20 protein-coding genes and 3 pseudogenes are annotated in these 24,307 nt (G+C 52.2%); 15 read left to right on the forward strand and 8 right to left on the reverse strand.

Going from position 1 to position 24,307, the window contains the following annotated elements:
* Positions 1-23: 23 nt before the first annotated feature.
* From BRW62_RS02875 to BRW62_RS02905, 7 genes are all read right to left on the reverse strand, one after another.
* Positions 24-1,901, reverse strand: a complete 1,878-nt coding sequence (locus BRW62_RS02875; RefSeq protein WP_099798200.1) for a potassium transporter Kup — start codon at positions 1,899-1,901, stop codon at positions 24-26.
* Positions 1,898-3,238 (reverse strand): cytochrome c biogenesis protein, encoded by a 1,341-nt coding sequence (locus tag BRW62_RS02880; protein ID WP_099798201.1) that lies wholly within the window; start codon positions 3,236-3,238, stop codon positions 1,898-1,900. The genes BRW62_RS02875 and BRW62_RS02880 overlap by 4 nt, the downstream gene beginning before the upstream one ends.
* Before the next feature lie 13 nt (positions 3,239-3,251).
* Positions 3,252-4,268, reverse strand: coding sequence for an oxygen-dependent coproporphyrinogen oxidase (gene hemF / locus BRW62_RS02885; RefSeq protein WP_099798202.1), 1,017 nt, complete (start codon positions 4,266-4,268; stop codon positions 3,252-3,254).
* A gap of 79 nt (positions 4,269-4,347) precedes the next feature.
* On the reverse strand, positions 4,348-4,983 hold the full coding sequence (locus BRW62_RS02890; RefSeq protein WP_099798203.1) for a cofactor assembly of complex C subunit B: 636 nt from the start codon (positions 4,981-4,983) through the stop codon (positions 4,348-4,350).
* A gap of 2 nt (positions 4,984-4,985) precedes the next feature.
* Complete coding sequence (gene bchI / locus BRW62_RS02895; RefSeq protein ID WP_099798204.1) at positions 4,986-6,068, reverse strand: magnesium chelatase ATPase subunit I; 1,083 nt, start codon at positions 6,066-6,068, stop codon at positions 4,986-4,988.
* 57 nt (positions 6,069-6,125) lie between these two features.
* Positions 6,126-6,842 (reverse strand): pyridoxine 5'-phosphate synthase, encoded by a 717-nt coding sequence (locus BRW62_RS02900; protein ID WP_099798205.1) that lies wholly within the window; start codon positions 6,840-6,842, stop codon positions 6,126-6,128.
* A 111-nt stretch (positions 6,843-6,953) separates the two neighbouring features.
* On the reverse strand, positions 6,954-8,243 hold the full coding sequence (locus tag BRW62_RS02905) for an RNA-guided endonuclease InsQ/TnpB family protein (RefSeq protein WP_099798160.1): 1,290 nt from the start codon (positions 8,241-8,243) through the stop codon (positions 6,954-6,956).
* An 85-nt stretch (positions 8,244-8,328) separates the two neighbouring features.
* Here BRW62_RS02905 and BRW62_RS02910 point away from each other — a divergent pair.
* From BRW62_RS02910 to urtE, 15 genes and pseudogenes are all read left to right on the forward strand, one after another.
* Positions 8,329-8,490: pseudogene (locus tag BRW62_RS02910) on the forward strand (IS200/IS605 family transposase); the annotation flags it as partial.
* A gap of 851 nt (positions 8,491-9,341) precedes the next feature.
* Entirely contained in the window at positions 9,342-11,210 is a 1,869-nt protein-coding gene (gene dnaK / locus BRW62_RS02915; RefSeq protein WP_099798206.1) for a molecular chaperone DnaK, read from the forward strand.
* A 102-nt stretch (positions 11,211-11,312) separates the two neighbouring features.
* Positions 11,313-12,083 (forward strand): ChaB family protein, encoded by a 771-nt coding sequence (locus BRW62_RS02920; RefSeq protein WP_099798207.1) that lies wholly within the window; start codon positions 11,313-11,315, stop codon positions 12,081-12,083.
* Between the two features lie 71 nt (positions 12,084-12,154).
* Positions 12,155-13,150 (forward strand): DnaJ C-terminal domain-containing protein, encoded by a 996-nt coding sequence (locus BRW62_RS02925; RefSeq protein WP_099798208.1) that lies wholly within the window; start codon positions 12,155-12,157, stop codon positions 13,148-13,150.
* Positions 13,147-13,464 (forward strand): chaperone modulator CbpM, encoded by a 318-nt coding sequence (locus BRW62_RS02930; protein WP_099798209.1) that lies wholly within the window; start codon positions 13,147-13,149, stop codon positions 13,462-13,464. The genes BRW62_RS02925 and BRW62_RS02930 overlap by 4 nt, the downstream gene beginning before the upstream one ends.
* Before the next feature lie 55 nt (positions 13,465-13,519).
* On the forward strand, positions 13,520-13,756 hold the full coding sequence (locus tag BRW62_RS02935) for a DUF2905 domain-containing protein (RefSeq protein WP_099798210.1): 237 nt from the start codon (positions 13,520-13,522) through the stop codon (positions 13,754-13,756).
* Positions 13,757-13,812: 56 nt separating this feature from the next.
* Positions 13,813-15,023: pseudogene (locus BRW62_RS15475) on the forward strand (ISL3 family transposase).
* Between the two features lie 325 nt (positions 15,024-15,348).
* Complete coding sequence (ispG, locus tag BRW62_RS02945; RefSeq protein WP_099798211.1) at positions 15,349-16,566, forward strand: (E)-4-hydroxy-3-methylbut-2-enyl-diphosphate synthase; 1,218 nt, start codon at positions 15,349-15,351, stop codon at positions 16,564-16,566.
* Entirely contained in the window at positions 16,563-17,165 is a 603-nt protein-coding gene (locus BRW62_RS02950; RefSeq protein WP_099798212.1) for a carbonic anhydrase, read from the forward strand. Before ispG ends, BRW62_RS02950 begins: the two co-directional genes overlap by 4 nt.
* A gap of 11 nt (positions 17,166-17,176) precedes the next feature.
* Positions 17,177-17,521, forward strand: a complete 345-nt coding sequence (locus tag BRW62_RS02955; RefSeq protein WP_099798213.1) for a histidine triad nucleotide-binding protein — start codon at positions 17,177-17,179, stop codon at positions 17,519-17,521.
* Between the two features lie 141 nt (positions 17,522-17,662).
* Positions 17,663-18,973 carry an urea ABC transporter substrate-binding protein gene (urtA, locus tag BRW62_RS02960; protein ID WP_099798214.1) on the forward strand — a complete coding sequence of 437 codons (1,311 nt, stop codon included), beginning with the start codon at positions 17,663-17,665 and terminating at the stop codon, positions 18,971-18,973.
* A gap of 102 nt (positions 18,974-19,075) precedes the next feature.
* Entirely contained in the window at positions 19,076-20,233 is a 1,158-nt protein-coding gene (locus tag BRW62_RS02965; RefSeq protein WP_099798215.1) for an ABC transporter permease subunit, read from the forward strand.
* Complete coding sequence (urtC, locus tag BRW62_RS02970; protein WP_099798216.1) at positions 20,226-21,404, forward strand: urea ABC transporter permease subunit UrtC; 1,179 nt, start codon at positions 20,226-20,228, stop codon at positions 21,402-21,404. The genes BRW62_RS02965 and urtC overlap by 8 nt, the downstream gene beginning before the upstream one ends.
* Positions 21,401-22,171, forward strand: coding sequence for an urea ABC transporter ATP-binding protein UrtD (gene urtD / locus BRW62_RS02975; protein WP_099798217.1), 771 nt, complete (start codon positions 21,401-21,403; stop codon positions 22,169-22,171). Before urtC ends, urtD begins: the two co-directional genes overlap by 4 nt.
* A 50-nt stretch (positions 22,172-22,221) precedes the next feature.
* Positions 22,222-22,917: pseudogene (urtE, locus tag BRW62_RS15030) on the forward strand (urea ABC transporter ATP-binding subunit UrtE).
* 29 nt (positions 22,918-22,946) lie between these two features.
* Here the strand turns inward: urtE and BRW62_RS02985 are convergent.
* Positions 22,947-24,290 (reverse strand): MotA/TolQ/ExbB proton channel family protein, encoded by a 1,344-nt coding sequence (locus BRW62_RS02985; protein WP_099798218.1) that lies wholly within the window; start codon positions 24,288-24,290, stop codon positions 22,947-22,949.
* Positions 24,291-24,307: the final 17 nt, after the last annotated feature.

The following is a 24,307-nucleotide window of genomic DNA, read 5'->3' on the forward strand; positions in this document are numbered from 1 at the left end:
CCAATTCCCCAACGCCAAGGGTTCTACACCTCAACTTGCATCCCCATTTCCACCACCTGCTGAGGTGGGAGCCGAAAATAGGTCATCGGACTTTCAGCATTACGGTAAAGCCATGCAAACAGCACCTTTTGCCAATGCCACAACCCTGCTGCTGGGGTGGGAACAATGGTACGCCGTCCCACAAAGTAGCTAACCGTTTCAACCTCCGCTGCAATATCCAAGGCGCGCCAGCAGCGCGCCATCGCAGCAGGAATATCAATAGTATCCCGAAAGCCGTAATTGATGGTGACCTGATACATATTCTCGGCGAGGGAAGCAACATGAAGTTGGTCAGACTCACTCACGTGGGGCAAATCCGCTGTATTTAGATGGACGAAAAATACCCGCTGATGTATCACATGGTTGTGGTGCAGGTTTTGTATAAACGCAAAGGGGATGAGTGTCGGCAGGGGTGAAAAAAATACCCCTGTCCCCGGCACTTGCAGGGGATGCGCTGCAAGCAACGACTCTAGCGAGAGGTGTTGCGTTACTTGTCGTAGTTGGTCTTGGAGGCGATCGCGCCCTTGGTGCCATGTCACCAGCAACCCATAAACCATCATGCCAAACAGCAGCGGATACCACCCGCCGGCGGGAATTTTGAGGGTATTGGCCACTAAAAAGCTGGCCTCAATAGCCAAGAGACTCCCAAAAACCACCACCGCTCGCCCCAACGACCAGCGCCACTGTTGTCGAGCTAACAGGAGCAGATAAATTGTGGTCACCCCCATCGTGACATTCACCGCCAAACCGTAGGCGGCGGCCAAATTTGTGGGCTGCTGAAAAGTAATGACCAGTGCAATCACCGTAAGCAGTAACAGCCAATTGATGAAAGGAATATAGACTTGCCCTCGATGCTGATCATCGGTGATCTGAATCTTGAGCCGCGGCAGATAACCGAGTTTAATGGCTGCGGCAGTCATGGAGAAGGCACCTGAAATCACCGCCTGCGACGCAATAATGGTGGCCAACGTACTCAGGATCACAAGGGGGATCACTCCAGCCGTAGGGACAAGGCGAAAAAAGGGATTTGCGGCGGCGGTGGCATCCGTCAGCACGAGGGCACCTTGCCCAAGGTAATTGAGCACAAGGGCAGGAAAGACGATCCGATACCACGCATGGCGCACGGGGTGTCGGCCAAAATGCCCCATGTCGGCATACATTGCTTCAGCCCCCGTTAAGGCCAGGATCACCACCCCAAGCAGAAAGAGTGTCTCTTGGGGGGTGGTCCAAAACAGGTGCATCCCCCACCATGGATTCAAGGCATTGAGAATGAGGGGATGCTGCATAATGTGCCATGCCCCCAGCCCACTGAGAACCATAAACCACAGGAGCATGACCGGACCAAAAAAGTGCCCCACTCGTGTGGTGCCGTGGGCTTGCACGGCAAAGAGGCTCACGAGAATGGCAACCGTCAGGGGTACCAGCCAAGGCGCAAGCCCCGGATTGATGACCTGTAGCCCGTGTACCGCTGAGAGGACGCTAATGGCAGGGGTGATGGTACTATCGCCATAAAACATCGCTGCCCCGATTAGCCCCAAGGCCACAATGCCACCATACCAACGGGATGCCCCTGACCAGCGGGATAGCACCAGAGCCATCAGCGGAAAAATGCCGCCCTCGCCACCGTTATCTGCCCGCAGCGCAAAAGTGGCATACTTGAGAGTGGCAATTAAAATCAATGACCAAATAATCAGGGACAGCACCCCATAGATATTAGCAGGGGTAACAGCCAAGGCATGAAGGGGATTAAAGGCCTCCTGAAAGGCGTACAGAGGACTCGTGCCAAGGTCGCCATAGACAACGCCTACCGCACCAAGGGTGAGAGACCATGACCTCCGAGCGGGTGTAGAAACAGCTTTCATCGCTCGGCGGTTTGAGGGGGGGCCTGTGTTTGTAAGGCGGCGGCGATCGCCACCAACTCCTGCTCAAAGGCTAACTGAGCGCGATTGGTGCGCCCGCCCACGTAGAGGGTCTCCTCGGTGAACAGCCCCCACACCTGAGAGTGAGACACGTAACTCATGATCACCCCAGCCATCAGAAAGGCAAACCCAGCATAAAACAGGGGAATCCCAGGGTCAGATTTAATTTGTAGGCCTGTGCTGCCCACCAACTCTGTGAGGGTGAGGGTGACGTTGTTGATCTGGGTGCTCATTCCTTGGCGCAAACTGGTGAGAAACTCACCATCTGCACCATAGATGAGTACCGTCCCCTGCAAATCTCGAGCAATGAGAGAAATACCCGCCGACAGATCCGGCTTAGTGGGGATCCAAGTGCCCCAGAGGCGGCCTTTCCCCTCAGTGTTCAGTTGCGCCATGGGCAATTGCAGCACCGGGCTTTGATTCAGGCGAAACCGGACGGCTGCAATACTCCAATCTGCTTGGTAGAGGGTTACCCCAGCGTACTTGAGGGGTTGATTGACGTGAATGGTGCCTCGCTTGACCTCTGTGCCAGTGGCATCGAGTACCGAGAGATCCGAGTAAAACTGATCAATATCTCCAGCGGGTGTGTAGTCAATCCAAAAGCGGTTCACTTTCACCGACCAATTCTCGGGGAGGTGAGCCAACGGCCCCGCTTGAATCAGGTGTTGAATGTGGAACGTCGAGCCACTGGGCACCAACTCCTGTGCCATAAACCCCGTCAGGGAACCCAGAATACCTCCGAGCAAAATCAGGATCATGCTGGCATGCACCACAATTGGGCCAATGCGCCCAGCAATCCCTTTGCGGGCATAGAGTTGGTTATCGGTGTACCAAACGCGATAACCGTTTTGGCTGAGGGCGGCTGCCAAGGTACGCAATGATCCGTGGGGCACTGTAGTACTGAGGGCAAGCTTGCCAAACTGGCGTGGCTCGCAGTAGTACTGCCAGCGTTGGGCGCTTTTGAGGGCTGGAACTTGTCGAGTAACGGTGCAGGCCACCAGACTGGCACCAAAGAGCACTAAGAGGGTTAAGTACCACGCTGTTCGATAGACATGATCAAGCCCAATAGCCAGCAGCACCCGCCAACTTAAAAACCCAAAAAGCGCTGGGTTTTCGGGGTAATTGGTTTGATAAAACGAGAGGGGCTGCCCCTGCTCAATGACGGTACCGGCAATACTGGCCAAGGCAATGATCAGCAGCAGCAGAATGGCTAAACGGAGGTCGCCAAGGAGCGACAGGCTGCGCCGCCACCAGTATTGCAGAAAAGGTGCAGGGGTCATAGAGGTTTGCTGCTTAGTGGGACCAGTTCACCCAATCTTGGGCTTTGAGGAACGTGGTGTAGAGTTCCGCTTCAGGGCTGTTCGGCTCAGGGGTGTAGTTGTACTCCCAGCGCACCAAGGGCGGCAAGGACATTAAAATAGACTCGGTACGGCCATTGGTTTGTAGCCCAAAAATGGTGCCTCGGTCATAGACTAAGTTGAATTCGACGTAGCGGCCACGGCGATAGAGTTGAAATTGACGTTCGCGATCGCCATACTCAATATGCCGCCGCCGTTCAACAATGGGTAGGTACGCCTCTAAAAAGGCTTGACCGCAGCTTTGGATAAAGGCAAAGAGGCTCTCCCAAGAGCGGGGGGCAACCGCACCCACCTGGCGGCTATAACTGGCGGCATCGCCGTCAAGATTTGGGCCGCGATAGAGTTCCCCCTCGCTACCGTCTTGGTAGTCAAAGAAAATGCCGCCAATCCCGCGAGATTCACCGCGATGCTTCAAATAAAAGTACTCATCGCACCAACGTTTGAAGACGGGATAGTACTCACTGTGGTGGCGATCGCACGCGGCCTTGTGAACACGGTGAAAGTGCTGGGCATCTTCCGCAAAGGGGTAGTAGGGGGTTAAGTCTGCCCCTCCACCAAACCACCACACTGGCCCTGCCTCAAAGTAGCGGTAGTTGAGGTGCACTGTTGGCACATAGGGGTTGCGCGGATGCAGCACCATAGAAGTGCCCGTGGCATAAAATCCATGGCCAGCGGCTTCTGGGCGTTGGCTGAGAATGGAAGGCGGTAACTGCTCCCCCCACACTTCGGAAAAGTTAACGCCGCCCTGCTCGAGCAGGTTCCCGTTCTTCATCACCCGGGAGCGCCCGCCCCCTCCTTCGGGTCGCTGCCAACTATCCTCTTGGAACTGGGCACCGCCATCCGCTGCTTCTAACCCTTGGCAAATCTGATCCTGAAGGGTTTTGAGGAAGGAGGACACCCGCTGGCGGGAGTCACTGGGCAGTGTGGTGGGAGCAGAAGTTGCAACAGTCATAGTAGTAATGTGTCAGTCCTATACAACGATCAAAGGGGATAGCACTAATCCCAAGGGGAGAGTGGCAAGGGTCTAGGGTCTATTCTACCGTTGCCTGCAGAGCCTGATCTAACTTGGCCGCAATGGCGGCCACCCATTGCTCGTCCTGTTTGGTATAGCTGCGGGGGGCGTTAGCACCGAGGATCAGTACGGTTGTCTCGTTGATGGGTTGGCAGATCACCCCTTGGGTGTTGGGGGGTAAATAGTCAAATTCAATGCGTCCTGGGTAAAGGGCTAAATTGACTAGATAGATGGGGCGCTGCGTCCTCAGGGCGCGCTGGACAATGGCACCAGCTTGGGTCATGGTTCGCGGCCCCAATATCCCCCGCCGTAGGAGGGGGCGATCGCTCCGCCACAGCACAATAGACTTTGTCGGCGTGTTCGTTAGCAACGTATAGGAGGCCCACGCCAACTCGGTTTTAAGGGCATCGGGCAAGTCCGGTGCCAATTCAAAGCCCTCCTCGCCCTCTAAGATCACCGCCTCTGGTGGCCGCGGCTGCACCTGCTGCCAAATGAGGGTGGTTAAGATCAAGACAGCGGCTAAAATCACGCCAACTACATCAGACCGGGCTTGGGCAGGGGTTGGTTCAACGGTCAGCAGGCGGTTCACCAGCAGCAGCGTGCCCCCAAGAACCCCCGTGGCTAGCGGCAAGTACCGCAGGAGGGTCGCTCCCATCCTTAGGCTGCAGCGTGGAGCGCCGCTAAATCAACCCCAAACACCTCTTGGAACACTTTCCCCACCTTATAGCCAGAGTCAATAGACTCCAGCGGGTCTTTCCGAAGGCGGTGGCGCAAACAGAGGACAATCACCCGGGCAATATCGCTGACGTTCACATCTGTACGCCCCTCCAAAGCGGCTAGCGCCTTAGCTGCACGGTTGGTGACCAGATCTCCACGCAGGCCATCCACATCCAGCTCAGCGCAGACGTGGGAAATATTGATCCGCAGTTCGTGGTCAATGGTTACCTTGGGCAGCAGTGCCTGTGCTGCGACTAGCTTGGCCTGAAGGGCTTCCTGCTCTCTTTGGTACTGGGCTAAAAAGCCTTCGGGATCGTGGTCAAAGCGCGATCGCTGCTCGACAATTTCCACCCGCAGTGTTGGATCTTTGACGGTGCGGATTTCTGCGTGCATCCCAAAGCGATCAAGGAGTTGGGGCCGCAATTCCCCCTCTTCTGGGTTGCCGGATCCCACAAGGACAAACCGCGCGGGGTGACGAATTGAAATCCCCTCGCGCTCAACCGTGTTCCAGCCGGAGGCGGCAGCATCTAGAAGGACATCCACAAGGTGATCGTCTAGGAGGTTGACTTCATCCACGTAGAGGATACCGCGGTTAGCCTTGGCCAGCAGGCCGGGTTCAAAGGCTTTGACCCCTTCGGCAAGGGCTTTTTCAATATCAATGGTGCCACAAACACGGTCTTCTGTTGCCCCTAGGGGGAGATCCACCATCGGCACTTTCTTAGTGGTGGTGGCGATCGGCTCTCCCGCAGCCACCCTCTCCTTGACTGCATCACTCATCAGGTCGGGATCACTGGGATGGCTATTAAAGGGATCGTCAGCGACAACCTCAATGTCCGGCAGCAGGTCGGCAAGGGCACGAATGGTGGTGGATTTACCTGTGCCGCGATCGCCCATGATCATTACCCCGCCAATTTTGGGGTCAATGACATTCAGCAACAATGACAGCTTCATTTCGTCTTGGCCAACAATTGCCGCAAAGGGAAAAACAGGCCGACGGGGGACAGCAGTGGCAGGCACAGGCATTGCATCGTAAAAACAGCATTAATCATTGTGCCATAGAGCGGCCTCCTCAGGAGCCGCCTAGCCGCTGAGGAGTGCTTTCATATCCCGTACCGCCTGTACCAATCCCACCAAGACGGCACGGCTAATAATGGTGTGGCCAATATTTAACTCTTCCATACCTTCAAGGCGGGCGACAGCCTGAACATTTTGGTAGGTGAGGCCATGACCGGCATTCACCCGTAACCCTAAGGCTTTGGCAGTGCTAACTCCCTGAGCCAGTGCCGCTAACTCTTGCTGCTGCGCGGCTTCCCCCTTGGCTTCGGCATAGCGCCCTGTGTGCAGTTCAACCAACTGGGCACCGGTGCTGGCGGCAGCGTTTAACTGCGCTGGATCGGCATCAATAAACAAACTGACCGGAATCCCCTTTCCTTGCAGCGTCTGCACCACTTGGGTGAGGCTCTCTTGCTGCCCTAGGACATCCAACCCCCCTTCCGTGGTCACTTCCTCCCGCCGCTCCGGCACAAGGGTGACATAATCTGGGCGCAGGTCGAGGGCGATCGCCACCATCTCTGGAGTCGCAGCCATTTCTAGGTTCAGGTGGCTGCGCACGGTTTGGCGCAGCAGTCGCACATCCCGCTCCTGAATATGGCGACGGTCTTCGCGCAGGTGCACCGTAATCCCATCAGCACCACCCAGTTCAGCCAAAACAGCAGCGGCAACCGGATCTGGCTCGACAGTGCGGCGGGCTTGGCGGATGGTTGCCACATGGTCAATGTTGACACCGAGGGTTACCAAGGTAATAAATTCCTCTTTTCACAAGTAAAACCACTGTGTATTTTAGCGAATTAGGGCGTTGCACAATTTGACTTCTCTCCTCCTTGAAAGAGAGGGGATTCCCAAAGGATGCTACGCAACGGGCTGAAGCCGCGTTGCTTCGCTTTTCCCTTGAGCTGTCACCCACAACTTAATACGGGTGGGGGCAGTCAAAGACCCCCTACCAACTCCGCTCAGACTCAATCCAAGCATCGTCGCTACTTTACGCAGGATGTTGGCAGCGCCATTACAATCCGCGTTGATGTACCAATTCTGAGCAGTCCTGAACAAGCCTCGCTTCGTCCGCTTCCCCGATGACTTCCAGCTATCAGGTTTTTCACCGAATGTCGGCAAAAAGTCACCATCCACAAACGATGCTTGAGAGGTATACGACTCCTCAGTTTCAACAAACTCTATCCCGTACTGCTCCGCTAATTGAGCAATCCGCTCTTTCAGTCTCGCAGTTGGGATCTGCACAAACTTCTGATTGGTCTTCTTGCCTAGGTTGGAACCGTCCTTTTGCTGCTGGTTCCAGCCAAATACAATCCGACCAATCCGGTTACGGGTGCAATGGTCAATCACAATCCTAGCCGCTTTGTTCACTGCATCACGTATCTGCCGATTGCGCTTCTCAGTGAGTTGTGCCAGTCGCTTTGACCAAAAGCCTTGAGGCTTACCTTCTTTCAGCTTGGCAATTTGCTTGTTGTACCAGCGGTTCAACGATTTCAGGTGCAGTCCATCCACAATGAAGCTGGTTCCCACATTGCTGACGCAGGTGAGCCAGTTGTTTAATCCCGAATCGATGCCCAGCACCCGCATCGGGTCTACATCAATCTGAACGGGGTTCAGACGATAGACAAACTCAGCGTAGAAACACCCATTGCGCGGCAGAATCCGCAGTTCCTTGATGTCCTCAAATTTGAGATTGGAGGGCATGGGGACAGTGAACGAATCAATCTGAAACCACACTTTCACTAACTGCCCCAGCGGAACCCGGATCATCCCATCAACCAACTTCAGCGCTTGTTTGGGATAGCTGACTACTGCCAACCCTCCCTTCTTGCGGTAATTTGGCATCCTGGGTTTCTCTGCCAGTTCTCCACCTCGCCACAGTTTCAACAATGCTCGGTAGGACTTAAACGACTCGTAGACCGAAATCAAGGTTTGCTGTGCAGCCTGGGAGTAAAGAGCTTGGAAGTGCTTACTGGTCTTGTATTCGTAACTCAGGCTATGCTTGCCAATCCACTGCCCGGTCTTAAAGTGCAGTTGACGAGCATAGTAGATGCCCTGATTGGTTAGCTTGTTTGCCTCAGAGCAGACAAATTCCATCACCCCCTTAAGTTCGTTATTGGGGTTGAGCAAAACTTGCTGACATCCAAACATGGTGAGTTTATGCGACAATTGTCTACAGCGTAGCACAGATAGACAAACAGGTAAACTATGGACTACCAGAAAAGCCGCAGTGCATCGAATTAAGGGGCGAACTGCACAGTTCCTCAGACAGGAATTCCCTAATCCATTAATGAAACTGCCGTCCATGTGGACATCCAGTTACTTTGTCTCAACGGCTGGCAATGTTAGCAGCGAAACAATTCAGCGCTACATTGAAGCTCAGGGCAAGAGTAATTGACCTTACTAGGGGCTAAAGCCCCCTGAGTTGGCTGTATCCCCTCGCTAAAGCGGAGGGGTTTTAGCCCGCCCACATCACTCCTATAAAATTCGGAATCAAGTGGGTGCGTTGGGTCGAGGTAGCCAGTTTATTTGATTGAGGAATGGTCAAGATTAACGCCAGAAGAAACAGTCAAATTAGAGCAGCTTTTGCAACACTCAAAGCAATTAAAAAAAGCGTACCGATGAGAAGAAGAGTTGAGTGGAATTGATGAGCAGTCGTTGACGGTTGAGGAAGGGAAGCGTCGAATTCACGAATGGCTAAATCACGCACGAGCCGTTTACAATCAAGCAATCACAACGCTTGGAAACCCTTTAGATGGAATTAGCAACTACTTTAGAAACCGCACTACCAGTGAAGCAATGGCGGGAATCAATATATCGTATTAAGTTGATTAAGCAATAAGCGTATGGCTTTGTAAACTTAAACAATTTTCGGGAAAGTTTGTTAGCGTGCTTCTCTAATTAGTAAAATTATCACCACACTAATGGGAGAGCCGAAAAGAATAAGCTTGTGAAAGTTAATCTGGGCTAATTTTAGTTAGCCAACAAGTTCATCAATCTAGGTTGGTTGCATTTCTTGATTGAACGAGGGGGGTCGGAAACACGAACTTCTCTAAGCTGGAAAACCGACCCTTCCTTGTGTGAACTGAGTTCTACTATATTCTCATAGGCTGGTTCTCTGAGCATCAGACTTAAATTGTCAACTCCAGTCCTGACATGAGGTGTAAGCCCATATCAAGCCCGTGGTGATGATTTAGCCTGCAACCATAGACAGTTTTTGAGATTTTACAAGCATGGAGGATATTGTCGATGGCAAAAGTTGTTGGAATTGACTTAGGAACAACAAATTCCTGTGTAGCAGTCATGGAAGGTGGACAACCTGTTGTGATTGCTAATGCAGAAGGTAACCGAACTACGCCATCAGTCGTTGCCTTTACAAAGACTGGTGATAAGCTGGTGGGGCAAATTGCCAAACGGCAGGCGGTCATGAACCCGGAAAATACCTTCTACTCGGTTAAGCGGTTTATTGGGCGCAAATATGACGAAGTGACGGATGAATCAAAGCAGGTTTCCTACAAGGTACTGCGTGACAGCAATGGCAATGTCAAACTGGACTGCCCAATTCAGAAAAAGCAATTTGCACCCGAGGAAATTTCGGCAGAAGTGCTACGTAAGCTAGTCAATGATGCCAGCAAGTATCTGGGTGAACCGGTGAAGCAGGCGGTCATCACAGTTCCTGCTTATTTCAATGATTCTCAACGGCAGGCAACCAAAGATGCCGGACGGATTGCAGGCATTGAAGTTCTACGCATTATCAACGAACCAACGGCGGCAGCACTGGCCTATGGGTTAGACAAGAAAAGCAATGAAACCATCCTGGTGTTTGACTTGGGTGGCGGTACGTTTGATGTCTCCATTTTGGACGTCGGAGATGGGGTATTCGAGGTCAAAGCCACCAGTGGTGATACCCACTTGGGTGGCGATGACTTTGATAAAAAGATTGTGGATTGGCTTGCCACTGAGTTTCAGCGCAATGAAGGCATTGATCTCCGCAAAGACAAGCAAGCCTTGCAACGGCTGACAGAGGCAGCAGAAAAAGCCAAGATTGAACTGTCGGCAGCGACTCAGACGCAAATTAATTTACCGTTCATTACGGCTACCCAAGACGGGCCCAAGCACTTGGATATGACGCTGACCAGAGCGCAGTTTGAGCAATTGTGCAGTGACTTGCTCGATCGCTGCCGCAAACCTGTTGATCAAGCGCTTCGGGATGCTAAGCTAACGGCGTCTGACATCGATGAAGTTGTGCTGGTGGGTGGTTCGACTCGCATTCCAGCCGTGCAGCAATTAGTCCGGCAAATGACTGGGAAAGAACCCTGCCAGGGCGTGAATCCGGATGAGGTTGTTGCAGTGGGTGCGGCCATCCAAGCGGGGGTCTTGGCAGGGGACGTGAAAGACGTGTTATTGTTGGATGTCACGCCGCTGTCGCTGGGTGTGGAAACCCTCGGTGGCGTAATGACCAAAATTATTCCCCGTAATACCACCATTCCAGTGAAAAAATCGGAGATCTTTTCCACCGCAGCGGATGGCCAAACTAATGTCGAAATCCACGTTTTGCAAGGGGAGCGGGAAATGGCAGCGGACAACAAGAGCCTAGGAACCTTCCGACTCGACGGCATTCCTCCCGCACCCCGGGGTGTCCCCCAAATTGAAGTCACCTTTGATATTGACACCAACGGCATTCTCTCTGTCTCGGCTCAAGACAAGGCCAGCGGCAAACAGCAATCCATTACAATCACCGGGGCTTCGACCCTTGATAAATCGGAGGTCGAACGCATGGTGAAAGAAGCCGAGCGCAACGCCGAAGCCGATCGCCGCCGCCGCGAACAAATCGATACCAAAAACACTGCCGATTCCGTTGCCTATCAAGCCGAGAAGCAGCTCAAAGACTTGGGCGACAAAGTCCCCACCGCCGACAAAACTCGGCTGGAAGGCATGGTTCAAGACCTGCGCACCGCGATCCAACAAGAAAACTACGATCGCATGAAATCCCTCACCAACGACATTCAGCAGGCGCTCATGCAAGTTGGCAGTGCAGTCTATTCTCAGCAGACCGGTGGCAGCACTACCAACGGCGGTGAAGATGTCATCGACGCTGACTTTATAGATCAAAAGTGATGAACAATTACTATCATGTTGATAGTAAGTGCTGAAGCGCTTACTAAAAGCTAAACCTTCCTAACCGCCAATTTGAAAATCTTGAATTAAGGAGCAGTAACCATGAGTTCAGCCTTTGCTAAAACCCCAGAAAAGTGCGTTTCCGCCACCTTCAAAGATGAGAAAAAGCTACAGGATGCTGTCCAACGCCTGCTCAATCGCGGCGTGCCCAAAGAGCGGATTTCCATCATTGGACGTAACTTCCAATCGGAAGCTCGCATCACTGGGTTTTTGACTAAAAAAGACGTGATTTTGGATGGTTTGGCCAGCGGTGCGCTCTATGGTTCCCTATTTGGCTCTGTTTTAAGCCTGCTTACCGGAGTCGGTGTGCTGTTTATTCCCTTTTTAGGTGCAGTTGTCGCAGCAGGGCCACTGGGGGCGGCGCTACTGGGAGCGACTAGTGGTGCCCTCTACGGGGCGCTGGGTGCAGGGTTAGGCTCTGCGCTCATCTCATTGGGAATGCCCCAAGATAAGGCTGCTATTTATCAAACGCGTGTGCAGGCGGGTGAATTTTTGCTGGTCGTAGAAGTTCCTGAAGAGAAATCGGGTGAAACTTTCCTACTTTTACAAAGTGCAGGGGGTGAAGAAGTTGCTATTACAGATATGCAGTTGCCCCGTGAACCCGAAGGCGAATTGACAGGCAGTCACCAAATTTCGCCAGAGATCAAGGCGGATTTGTCCGAAGAGGCGCAGCAAACCTTTGTGGAAGCCTATAACCAGTCTCTCAGCGAATCTCCAGAGACAACCAATGCTTTGAAAACAGCTTGGGAGCGGATCAAGCAATTATTCGATCGCGACGACAAGGGCATCTTCTCCAAACGCAAAGCGAATTAGAACGTATTGGAGGTAATTTGCTTACTGAATCTGCCCGATAAGCTACTCATATTCATTTGGTAGAGGTGTCCATGGCTGCTACCGATTTCAAAGACTATTACGAAATCCTGGGAGTGAGTAAAACCGCCACACCAGAAGAAATCAAAAAGGCCTACCGGAAACTGGCGCGCAAATATCACCCTGATTTGAATCCAGGTGATCCAGCAGCAGAAGCTCGCTTTAAAGAGATCAACGAAGCCCACGAGGTACTATCTGACCCAGAAAAACGCCAGAAATACGATCAGTTTGGGCAGTATTGGAAGCAAGCTGCTGCGGGGGCACCGCCGCCGGGTGGAGCTGGCTTTGAAGGGATGGATTTTGGGCAGTACAGTAGTTTCGATGATTTTATTAACGAACTATTGGGACGTTTCGGGCGCAGCGGTGGAGCTGGGCGACGAGTGTACACCTATCGAACCACAACGGGGCCAGAGGGATTCCGAGAATACGTGGACTTTGGGGACGATCCCTTCAGCCGTTTTGTGGACATGCCAGCCCAAGATACGGAGGCTGCGATCGCCCTCACCCTTTCCGAAGCTTTTCACGGTACCCAAAAACGGTTACAAATTGGGGATGAAACGGTTACTGTTCGTATTCCACCTGGAGCCAAGTCCGGTAGCCGTATTCGGGTCAAGGGCAAAGGGCAGATGAGTCCCTTTAGCCAGCAGCGGGGGGATTTATATCTTACTATCGAGTTACTACCCCATGCCTTTTATAAATTTGAAGGCAATAATTTAATTTGTGAAGTTCCGATTAGTCCAGCAGAAGCCGTACTCGGTGCTCAAATAAAAGTTCCGACCCCTGACGGAAAGGTAACGATGAGCATCCCTCCTGGCGTGGATTCTGGACAAACCTTGAGATTACGTGGCAAAGGCTGGCGCGATCCCAAAGGTAATCGAACTGATTTGCTGGTACGGCTGAAAATTGTCACCCCGAAAGACTTAAGTAGGCAGGAAAGAGAATGCTATGAGAAGTTGCAGCAGATTAGCAGTTTTGATCCTCGAGGTGCGATCGCGGAGGTGCATCTATGACCACTAGCATGGGGCTTTCACGAATTGTTTGGTCGAATGCAGGCGATCGCCTCTACAGCTTTGAACAAGCCGCTTACTTTACCCAAACCTCAGTGCCACTCATTGAGCAATTTGTGACGTTAGGTCTAGTTGAACCAACAGGCACGATGCTGCGCCGCCAAGATCTCGTCCGCGTGGTGCAGATTCAACGCCTGCGTCGCGATTTGGGATTAAATTTAGTCGGTGCCGCGATGGTACTCGACATGGCCGCCGAGATTGCGCAGCTCAAGGCTCAACTGCGCGCCTATCAAACAGACGTTAGAACTAGGCATTAGGGGGTTGGCCTTTAAATATCAAAATACTGACTTCAATTAATTCCTAGGGACAGCTATGATTGCGGAGATTGGAAAAATATTTGTCGTTCTCGGTGCAAGCCTCCTGTTGCTAGGAAGTTTGCTCTGGCTCAGTGCTGGAACCTTGAGGCACATCCCTCTTGGCCGCTTGCCGGGGGATATTCTGGTACAGAATGAGTATTTTACCTTCTACTTTCCATTGACCACTGGTATCCTCTTGAGCCTTGGCTTAAGCGTCTTGCTCTGGTTAGGAAAATTCATTACCAGTCGCTAATTTAGGGTCTATCGGACTTGGTATGCTAATGTAACATGCTATACGAAATCTGAGATATGCAGCTACTTCTAACTGATCTACTCAACCTACCTGGAATTGAGGTTGAAGATTATACCGATGTTGCGGGAGAATTGATTCTTATAGTGGAAGCAAAGACAACCGAGGCGATTTGCCCACGTTGCCAACAAAAAAGTTGTCATTTACACCAGAATCATTGGTATCTAGTGCGAGATTTAAGCATCAGTGGACGAACCGTATTTCTTAAGATCAATCGTCGCCAGTTTAAGTGTCGAACTTGTGGTAAGCCATTCAGTGAAACGCTCGATTTCATCGGCAATCGTCGCAAGCAAACGGATCGATTTGCTCAGTCAATCGTGCAACAGGTTTTGCACAGCGACATTCATAATGTTGCAATTTCAAATGGTCTCACTGATGAAGAAGTATGGTCAATGGTACAGTATGTCAGTAAAAAAAACTCCACGTCGATGTGAGTTCAGTAAAACGATTAGGTATAGATGAGATTTCCTTAGGTAAAGGACAAGGAGATTACATAGTTGTTTTGGTCGATTTAGAGCGGCGAATTCCCCTTGCCTTTGCCCCTTCTCGCAAGCAGGAAGATGTGAGGCAAGTGCTTGAGGCATGGGGAGCAGCAGTACTCAATCAAATTATTGAGGTGAGCATTGACCTGTCTGGAAACTATAAAAGTTTGGTTCATAAACTCCTACCTAATGCTACAGTGGTTGCTGACCGATTTCATGTTATAAAAATTGTGAATCAGGAATTGGATAAGGCTCGACAAAGTATTTGTAAAGCGAATGAGCAGACGGTAAATGAAGTCAAGAAAGCCCAGATTGCAGCCGCGCTCAAACAAAGTAAATATGCGTTACTCAAGCCGGAGGAAAATCTAACTCAGAAGCAAAAAGCAAAACTGGAAGAAATTCGAGAAGTAGTGCCAAGTCTGGCTCGAATGCATCAGGAGAAGGAATCGTTTAGAGCCATCTTTGAGCAAGCAAAAGATTGGAAAGATGGAACCTTTCAATTGCTCGATTGGTTAGCTCAAGCTCAGGATTCTTTTCAAGAGAGCGTAAGAACAATTTGTCGATGGTTTGGTGAAGCCACCGCCTATTTTGATAATCACACAAATAGTGGTGTTGTCGAAGGTATTAACAATAAATTGAAGCTGATCAAGCGGTCAGGTTATGGGTTCAGTAACTTTGACAATTTTCAGTTACGTTGCTTAATTTGCTGGCATTTAGCTATTGATTAAGCATAACTCGGACGATAGAGCCGAGAAAGGTAAGCACAAAGCTCAATATCGATTTGAGTGGAGTGTGTAGAGGGGCTGTGGCAGCCCCTTCTAAGGTCAAGTTAGAGCAGATTGGCTTTGCTCTAGCCTAACTCAGAGAAGCCTCGCCGTTCCACGGCGGGGAGTGTCACCGTTTCTTTACCGTTGACCAAACCCATTGGGATGCAAGCCCCGTCCTTCAGGACGGTGGAGAATGTCAAGTTGATTACCATGGGTTTGCCCTTCTGTGGCATTCTGAAAGGGAGGATATTATCCTTGGCGTAGAAGTGAGGCGAGAGAGCACCCTATGCAAACCCTGCCTAATCCAGTTCAAGCTGCCCCCACGCCCGTAGAGACGGCAATTGTGCGGCGCAAGACCCGACCGGTTCCCGTGGGATCCATCACCATTGGCGGTGGTCATCCGGTAGCGGTGCAGTCGATGATTAACGAAGATACGCTAGACATTGATGGTTCAGTGGCTGCCATTCGTCGTCTCCACGAAATTGGTTGTGAAATTGTGCGGGTGACGGTACCTAGTCTTGCCCACGCCAAAGCGATGGAAGAGATTCGCGATCGCCTCTACAAGACCTATAAACCTGTTCCTCTGGTGGCGGATGTTCACCATAATGGCATGAAAATTGCCCTAGAAGTGGCCAAGTACGTGGATAATGTTCGCATTAATCCGGGGCTGTACGTGTTTGAAAAGCCCAAGGGCGATCGCACCGAATATTCTGCGGCGGAATTTGCTGAAATTGGCGACAAAATCCGCGAAACCCTTGAACCCCTAGTGATTTCCCTGCGGGATCAGGGTAAATCCATGCGCATTGGTGTAAACCATGGCTCGTTAGCCGAGCGGATGCTCTTTACCTACGGTGATACCCCCGAAGGCATGGTGGAATCAGCCCTAGAATTTATCCGTATTTGTGAGTCCTTGAATTTTTACAACCTTGAAATTTCCCTCAAAGCCTCGCGGGTACCCGTGATGCTGGCAGCTAACCGACTAATGGTGAAACGCATGGATGAGTTGGGGATGGACTATCCCCTCCACCTTGGGGTGACCGAAGCAGGAGATGGCGAATACGGACGCATTAAATCCACCGCTGGCATTGGCACCCTCCTAGCCGAGGGTATTGGCGATACCATCCGCGTCTCTCTCACGGAAGCGCCGGAAAAAGAAATCCCCGTGTGCTATGGGATTTTGCAGGCACTAGGGCTGCGGCGCACCATGGTGGAGTATGTCGCCTGCCCGTCCTGTGGTCGTACGCTGTTTAACCTTGAGGATGTCTTACACAAAGTGCGTGAAGCCACGAAGCATTTAACTGGCCTGAATATTGCCGTGATGGGGTGCATTGTCAACGGCCCCGGAGAAATGGCCGATGCCGACTATGGGTATGTGGGCAAGCAACCGGGCTATATTTCCCTGTATCGCGGTCGGGAAGAGGTAAAGAAAGTGCCCGAGTCAGAAGGGGTAGCAGCCCTCATTGACCTCATTAAAGCTGACGGTCGATGGATTGACCCGCAATGACGGTCGTGCGCCCCAATGAAGCATTGACACGGTTAATGCTAGGGAACCAGCGGTTTGTGCAGCACCGGCTCGATAACCCCCATCGTGACTTCACCCGTATTGAAGCTGTGGCGGAGCATCAAGAACCCTTTGCTGCCATCCTCAGTTGCGCTGACTCGCGGGTTATTCCTGAAGTTCTGTTTGATCAAGGGATTGGCGACATGTTCGTCATTCGGGTTGCTGGCAACTTAGCCATGATGGATACGGTCGCTAGCGCCGAGTACGCGATCGCCGTGCTGGGGGTTTCGCTATTGATGGTATTGGGTCATGAACGCTGTGGTGCAGTGAAAGCCACTCTCACGGGAGGCAGCTTTCCAGGAATTATTAGCACCCTCGCCGAATCAGTGGCTCCTGCTCTCAAAGCCACCCAACACCAGACAGGCGATCGCCTCACCAACGTTATTCAAGCCAATGTCCACCTCCAACTAGAGCGCCTGTCTCGCTCCACAGTTGTCAAAGCCGCCATGGCCAAGGGGCAACTGCGCTTAGTGGGTGCCTACTATGATTTGGATACCGCCGAAGTGCAAATCCTTGAAGACCGTCCTGATGCTGGTGTTTGAGAGTAAAAGTCATGACCGCAGAAACAATTTTTAGCCGTATTATTCGCCGTGAGATCCCCGCCGACATTGTCTATGAGGATGAGCTGTGTCTGGCCTTCCGCGACATCAACCCCCAAGCCCCGATCCACATTTTGATTATTCCGAAAAAGCCAATCCCGCAGCTTAGTCTTGCGGAACCAGAAGACCACCGGGTACTGGGTCACCTGCTGTTGAGCGCCAAGCGGATTGCCGAAAACGAGGGGCTGAGCAATGGCTATCGCATTGTGATCAACAATGGCGCCGATGGCGGGCAAACCGTTTATCACCTCCACCTTCACCTGCTGGGAGGCAGAGCCTTCCAGTGGCCCCCTGGGTGAGGCCACCACAGTTATTTACTTTCTGTAATGCTTTTTAAGGGCGATCGCCGAAAACCCGTAGCTTAAGATACAGTTTCCACAGATAACGCCCCCTTAACCTATGGGAGGTTATTGCTTTGATTTATAGAGATAGCACCCCCCATGGCTCAACAATTTGGACTTGGACGACGTAAATTTATTGTGTATGGCTCCGCCGCCTTGGGAACGAGCCTACTGATCAAAGGCTGCGCTCCAGCCACAGACACCGGTGGTGGTGGCACAACAGCAGGCAGTGGTGAGACGATTAAAGTCGGCATTTTGCACTCCCTCAGTGGCACCATGGCCATCAGCGAAAAAAGCGTCGTGGATGCCACCCAGCTAGCCATCGATGAAATTAACAGTGCTGGCGGTGTCCTCGGTAAACAGATTGAGCCTATTCTTGAAGACGGTGCCTCCGACTGGCCGACCTTTGCCGAAAAAGCCACAAAACTGATCGATCAAGATAACGTTGTTGTTGTCTTTGGCTGTTGGACCTCTGCCTCCCGCAAAGCTGTGCTGCCAGTGTTTGAGGCTAAAAATCATATGCTCTGGTACCCCGTGCAATATGAAGGTCAAGAATGCTCTAAAAATATTTTCTATACGGGGGCAGCCCCTAACCAGCAAATTGAACCTGCCGTAGATTGGTTGCTGGAAAATAAAGGGAAAAAATTCTTTTTGGTCGGCTCTGACTACGTCTTCCCCCGCACCGCCAATACTATTATTAAGGCGCAACTCGCGGCCAAAGGTGGGGAAACGGTCGGTGAAGACTATCTGCCCCTTGGCAGCATCGAGGTCACCCCCATTATTACCAAGATTCGCTCTGCTCTCCCCGATGGCGGTGTTATTTTTAACACCCTGAACGGCGATAGTAACGTTGCCTTCTTCAAACAACTGCAGGGGGCGGGGTTAACTCCCGATAAATACCCCACCATGTCGGTAAGTATTGCTGAAGAAGAAGTTCAAGCCATTGGTGTGGAGTACCTCAAGGGGCACTACGCTGCTTGGAATTACTTCATGACCGTTGATACGCCCCAAAACAAAACCTTTGTGGAGGCCTTCAAAGCAAAATTTGGCCAAAATCGCGTTACCAACGACCCCATGGAGTCTGCCTATATTGGGGTTAACCTGTGGAAGCAAGCAGTGGAGCAGGCGGGAACCGCTGATGATCTCGAAAAAGTGCGCCAAGCTGCCATTGGCCAAGCCTTTGATGCACCCCAAGGCCCGGTGAAGATGTTCCCTAATCACCATATTTCGCAAACGGTGCGCATTGGAGAAGTGGGCGACGATGGCCTCTTTAAGATTGTTTATGCCACCCCACAGCCAGTGGATCCGCTGCCGTGGAACCAGTTCGTGGCTGAAACCAAAGGCTTTACCTGCGACTGGACCCGCACTGATGTAGAGAATCCCGGCCAATTCCGGATGGAAGGGTCATAATCTAGCCATTTGGTAGCTTCAAAAACAGTTTGTGCCACCCCGACCGTTGACGATCAAGGTTAACTGTTGGCGGTGGCTCTTTAACCCTAACCTTGTTTAGCCATGACGTTTTTGCTTGAGAGTATTTTTAATGGCACGAGCATTGGCGCAGTCTTGCTGTTGGCAGCACTGGGCTTAGCCATTGTCTTTGGCATTATGGGGGTGATTAATCTTGCCCACGGCGAACTAATGATGCTGGGGGCCTACACTACCTTTGTGGTGCAAAATGCCTTTCGGGCACTGGGAGATAGCTGGTTTGACTGGTACTTGCTGGTGGCTGTTCCCCTCGCCTTTGCCCTAGCAGCTGGCGTTGGTGTTATGCTCGAGCGCAGTGTCATTCGCTATCTCTACGGTCGTCCCCTCGAAACTCTATTGGCGACGTGGGGGGTGAGTTTGATTTTGCAACAGTTGGTGCGCAGCATTAGCTGGCAGATGACCCTGCAAATTGCCCTCTTTTGCCTCCTGTTTTTTGGGGGTATGTGGCTGCTCAAGGGACGTACCATAGCTCAGCGTTGGCACGCTTGGGTGACCCCTGTCTTACTAGTGCTGTCTTTGGGAATTGGTATTACAACGGGGCTGGCTGTAGGGGGGGCAGCGGGCTTAGCTGTGACTAAGCCGTGGTTTGGTGCCCAAGGGGTTGATGTCACCGCACCCAGTTGGTTGCGGGCGGGGGTGAACCTCTTGGGGGTGCAATTTCCCTTTGTGCGCTTGTTTATTATTGCCTTGACAGCAGTATGCTTGGTGGCCATTTATCTGTTCCTGCTGCGATCGCAATGGGGGTTGCGCATTCGTGCGGTTACCCAAAACCGCAGTATGAGTGCTTGCCTAGGCATTCCCACTCAAACTGTGGATGCCTTGACCTTTGCCCTCGGATCAGGGCTGGCTGGGATTGCTGGCTGTGCTATTAGTCTGCTGGGGTCGGTGAGCCCAAACACTGGTCAAAACTATATTGTTGATGCCTTTATGGTGGTGGTGGTCGGCGGGGTCGGCAAAATTGTTGGCTCCATTGTAGCTGCCTTGGGGATTGGTTTTGTCAACTATGTGATTGGCTCTGGGCTCTTCACGCGATTCTTGGCACCCGGTACGGGGCTTTACGACTTCTTTGAGTTTTTTGCCAGTACCAGTATGGCGCGGGTGATGGTCTTTATCCTCATTATTACCTTCTTGCAAATTCGCCCTGCTGGCTTATTTCCGCAAAAAGGACGTACCGTCGATGCCTAAGTTACCTAAACTGTCGTTTCCTAAGCATCGTATCAGTGCTCCAGAGTTAGGAGTGGTGGCTGCCCTTGCCTTAGTTTTAATCTTTATTATGCCCCTTGTCCTGCCCGGCTTCCGTTTGGATCTGCTGCATCGCTATTTGGCACTGGCAATTGTGGCGCTTGGCATTGACCTGATTTGGGGATTTACGGGCTTACTGAGCTTAGGGCATGGCATTTTCTTTGCCTTGGGCGGCTATGCGATCGCTATGCATATTAAACTGCAAGTCCCAGCAGGCGCCGCCAGTCCTCTGCCGGATTTCATGACCCTTTATGGGGTCACGGAGCTACCTTGGTTTTGGTATCCGTTCTATTCCTTTGCCTTCGCTGCGGTAGCAGTGGTGCTGATTCCGGCACTCTTGGGGGCAATTCTAGGCTATCTAGTGTTTCGCAACCGCATTCGCGGCGTTTACTTTTCCATCCTTACCCAAGCGGCCATTATCGTCTTCTTTAATTTCTTTAACGGTCAGCAAAAGCTTTTTAACGGCACTAACGGTCTCACAGACTTTCAGACCCTTTTAGGGGTACCCGTACGGGATGCCCAAACGCAGTATTGGTTTTACGTGCTGACGGTGATCTTCCTCGCGCTGGCGTATTTGCTCTGTCGTTGGCTGACCATGGGACGCTTTGGCCGACTCTTGGTGGCGATTCGCGATGATGAAGCTCGGGTGCGCTTTTCCGGCTACAACCCCACTAGCTATAAGGTACTGGTGTTTGCCATTTCTGCTGCCCTAGCGGGGATTGGCGGTGCTTTTTTTACGCTGCGAACCGGGATCATCTCGCCGCGTGCGATGGATATTGCCTTTTCCATTGAGATGGTGATCTGGGTGGCGGTGGGCGGTCGTGCCAGCCTGATCGGCGCAATTTTAGGGGCACTGCTTGTGAACTTTGCCCGTAGTTTGCTAAGTGAGCAGTTTGCAGATATTTGGCTCTTTTTCCAAGGGGCGCTGTTCCTCATTGTTGTGTTGGCCTTACCCACGGGAATTGTGGGCTGGCTGCGGACGGAGAGCCATTTGTTTTTGGCAAGACTGCTGGGGCGACCCCAACCTTTGGCCACCTATCCTGAATTGGAGCTAGACCCAGACATACAGTACGAGCGTGACGTTCTCAAGCAGGAGGGCAAACACCCATCGTGACACCACCGATTCTAGAAATTGAGGATCTCACCGTTAGCTTTGATGGCTTTAATGCCCTGAATCACCTTTCGTTTCAAATGGAAACGGGAGAGCTAAGGGTGATCATTGGTCCCAATGGTGCTGGGAAGACCACTTTCTTAGATGTCATTACCGGCAAAGTGAAGCCTACCCAAGGCCGAGTACTGTTCAAAGGCCGTAATCTCCGCCGTTATAGCGAAGATCAGATTGCCCGTTTTGGCATTGGCCGTAAGTTTCAAACACCGCGGGTGTATCTCAATTTAACGGTACGAGAAAACTTAGAGTTAGCGGGTGCCCGGCAAAAAGGCGTGCTCTCAACCCTGTTACACCCCTTACCCAAACCGGATCGGGAGCGGATTCAGGCCTTGATTGAAACCATTGGCTTACGGCCGAAAGCCAATTTTCCCGCAGGCTTACTCTCCCACGGCGAAAAGCAATGGTTAGAGATTGGGATGCTGGTGGCGCAATCACCGGATCTATTACTGGTGGACGAGCCAGTGGCGGGTCTTACGGATGAGGAAACCCGTCTCACAGGAGAACTCTTAGTGGCGCTGGCGGAAAGCCATTCCATTATTGTGATTGAGCACGATATGGAGTTTGTGCGGCAAATTGCCCGTACGGTTACGGTGCTCCACGAAGGCTCGGTACTGTGCGAAGGCTCCATCGAAGATGTCCAGAATGACCCCCGCGTGATTGAGGTCTATTTGGGGGCACCCTTAGAAGAACCTACCTCCCAGAAACAGCCATGACCCGTGTTGATCACTACCCTTTACCCACGACTGCGGTGGCCGCCGATTGGATGCTGCGGGTGCGCGGTCTGAATGTCTATTACGGTGAAAGCCATATCCTACGGGATATTGATCTGAGTGTGCCTACCGGTAAGATGGTGTGCCTGATTGGTCGCAATGGCGTTGGCAAAACTACTCTCCTCAAGAGTATCATTGGCTTACTCAACCCCCGCCAAGGTGAACTGGTGTGCCAAGAGCAGTCATTACTGCCGCTGCGCCCGGATCAGCGGGCAAAGCTGGGGATTGGCTATGTTCCCAAGGCCGTGAGATCATTCCACGGCTGACGGTTAAGGAAAATTTACTGCTGGGGTTAGAGGCACGTCCGCACTCTGCTCGCAAAGGTGATATTCCCGAGGACATTTTTGAGTTGTTTCCCGTCCTGAAGAAGATGCTACACCGTATGGGGGGCGACCTGAGTGGGGGCAACAACAGCAGTTGGCGATCGCCCGGGCATTGATGGGGCAGCCCAAGCTTTTGCTGCTGGATGAACCCACTGAGGGAATTCAGCCCTCAATTATTTTAGAAATTGAAGCCGCCGTCCGACGGATTATTGCTGCCCGTGGTATTTCTGTCCTTTTGGTGGAGCAGCACCTCCACTTTGTGCGCGAAGCCGATTGGTACTACGCTATGCAAAAGGGGGGATTGTTGCCTCAGGCCCAACCAGCGACCTCAGTCAAGATGTGATTCAGCGGTTTTTGGCAGTTTAGGCGTCTGCCCGTCTATATCAATCTCTATATCAATCTAGGGTGCTGGGCTGCTCTACAAGGGTGACCCGCCGCGGTTGAGCGAGTTGCCGCAGTAGCGGTTGGAGGGTGGCGAGGGTCTGGTTTAGGGTCTGGAGCACTAATTGCAGGCTGCCCGTCTCTGCAAGTGCGTTGAGGGCATCGCTCAGTTGCTCGATGAGGAGCAGTCGCTGTTGCAGGCGTTGTTCGCTTTGCGAGAGTAACTGGGCTATAGACTGGCCGTGCTGGCGCAGTTCTTGGCCAATGGCTATGTGCTCTTGATTAACGCGCTCAAGAAGTTGAAGTTGGCTTGTTTCTAGCTGCTCTAGCAATCGCTGAAATGACGCATCGGCAGACTGCTGTTGCGTGGTGATGGCCGCCACAAACTGTTGGCGATCGCTCACCATTGCCTGCGCTAAATGGGTGAGGTTTTGCAGCAGTTGCTCGAGCCGCTCGGTAGCGGGTGCCATCAGGGCTTCTGGATTGGGTAACTCGGCTCGGATGACCTCTTGCAGTACCGCTTTGAGGGTGTCTGGTGCCAGCGCCGCTGGACTGGCACCCATGGGTAAGCGCGGTAGCAGATAATCGTTAATGTAGGTGTCAATTTGCAGCAGTAACTTGGCTTCCCAGCGCTCAACCGCCACTAAAGGAATCATGACAAAAACACTCAAGACTAAGGCCACGAGGGTGGTGTCAAAGGCAACCGCCAAGCCAGTGGTGACGCTGCCAATCCCCTCCTTAATTTGGTTGACATCCTGAGCCGTTTCCAAAAAACTGGAAAACCCACTCACCGCTTGGCTAATGCCAACTACGGTGCCGATGAAGCCCAGCAGCGGGATCGCCCACACCAAAACCCGTGGAATAGTGTAGGAGGCATCCGCTGCTGCTGCTGCACTGCCACTGTCTTCTGCGGCAACGTCTGCGGCAATGGCGCGCTGCTCACTGGTCATAAATGCCGCCAATACTCGCCCACAGCGATTGGGGAGCAGCCCCTGGCGTTGGGCTAAGGTCTGCTGTAAGTAAGCAACATCCCGCGCCGTTGTCAGGGGATAGTTAGCCGGGATCCAATTTTGGCGCAGGCTGGGAAACTGCTGCACCAAGGCGATCGCCTTCAGAAGAGTAAAGATCAGCACTGTCCAGGCAAAAAACAGCGCCACAGGTTGGGTCCACCCCCGTGCAAGAAGTAATTGTCCCAAGTAGGTACCCTGAAACGGCAGAAACCCAATATAGACCCCTACAGTGGCCACAAGGGCGATCGCCAACGCCAGCCACAGATTCGCCCGGATATCCTTACGCGCAACCGCCACTGGGGTCAACGGCGGCGTTGAGGTTAGCACAGGGGTTGAAGAAGCAGTCATACTCACCGTCACGGATA

It is taken from the genome of Thermostichus lividus PCC 6715 (assembly GCF_002754935.1).
GTDB lineage: Bacteria > Cyanobacteriota > Cyanobacteriia > Thermosynechococcales > Thermosynechococcaceae > Thermosynechococcus > Thermosynechococcus lividus.

What these genes read in the sequence shown, in the direction of transcription:
- hemF (WP_099798202.1), bottom strand. Translation starts at nt 4,268, where the DNA reads ATGACTGTTGCAACTTCTGCTCCCACCACACTGCCCAGTGACTCCCGC.
- BRW62_RS02950 (WP_099798212.1), top strand. Translation starts at nt 16,563, where the DNA reads ATGACGGTCGTGCGCCCCAATGAAGCATTGACACGGTTAATGCTAGGG.
- urtA (WP_099798214.1), top strand. Translation starts at nt 17,663, where the DNA reads ATGGCTCAACAATTTGGACTTGGACGACGTAAATTTATTGTGTATGGC.
- BRW62_RS02965 (WP_099798215.1), top strand. Translation starts at nt 19,076, where the DNA reads ATGACGTTTTTGCTTGAGAGTATTTTTAATGGCACGAGCATTGGCGCA.
- urtC (WP_099798216.1), top strand. Translation starts at nt 20,226, where the DNA reads ATGCCTAAGTTACCTAAACTGTCGTTTCCTAAGCATCGTATCAGTGCT.
- dnaK (WP_099798206.1), top strand. Translation starts at nt 9,342, where the DNA reads ATGGCAAAAGTTGTTGGAATTGACTTAGGAACAACAAATTCCTGTGTA.
- BRW62_RS02925 (WP_099798208.1), top strand. Translation starts at nt 12,155, where the DNA reads ATGGCTGCTACCGATTTCAAAGACTATTACGAAATCCTGGGAGTGAGT.
- ispG (WP_099798211.1), top strand. Translation starts at nt 15,349, where the DNA reads ATGCAAACCCTGCCTAATCCAGTTCAAGCTGCCCCCACGCCCGTAGAG.
- BRW62_RS02930 (WP_099798209.1), top strand. Translation starts at nt 13,147, where the DNA reads ATGACCACTAGCATGGGGCTTTCACGAATTGTTTGGTCGAATGCAGGC.
- BRW62_RS02875 (WP_099798200.1), bottom strand. Translation starts at nt 1,901, where the DNA reads ATGAAAGCTGTTTCTACACCCGCTCGGAGGTCATGGTCTCTCACCCTT.
- BRW62_RS02935 (WP_099798210.1), top strand. Translation starts at nt 13,520, where the DNA reads ATGATTGCGGAGATTGGAAAAATATTTGTCGTTCTCGGTGCAAGCCTC.
- BRW62_RS02920 (WP_099798207.1), top strand. Translation starts at nt 11,313, where the DNA reads ATGAGTTCAGCCTTTGCTAAAACCCCAGAAAAGTGCGTTTCCGCCACC.
- BRW62_RS02905 (WP_099798160.1), bottom strand. Translation starts at nt 8,243, where the DNA reads ATGTTTGGATGTCAGCAAGTTTTGCTCAACCCCAATAACGAACTTAAG.
- BRW62_RS02890 (WP_099798203.1), bottom strand. Translation starts at nt 4,983, where the DNA reads ATGGGAGCGACCCTCCTGCGGTACTTGCCGCTAGCCACGGGGGTTCTT.
- BRW62_RS02985 (WP_099798218.1), bottom strand. Translation starts at nt 24,290, where the DNA reads ATGACTGCTTCTTCAACCCCTGTGCTAACCTCAACGCCGCCGTTGACC.
- BRW62_RS02880 (WP_099798201.1), bottom strand. Translation starts at nt 3,238, where the DNA reads ATGACCCCTGCACCTTTTCTGCAATACTGGTGGCGGCGCAGCCTGTCG.
- bchI (WP_099798204.1), bottom strand. Translation starts at nt 6,068, where the DNA reads ATGCCTGTGCCTGCCACTGCTGTCCCCCGTCGGCCTGTTTTTCCCTTT.
- BRW62_RS02955 (WP_099798213.1), top strand. Translation starts at nt 17,177, where the DNA reads ATGACCGCAGAAACAATTTTTAGCCGTATTATTCGCCGTGAGATCCCC.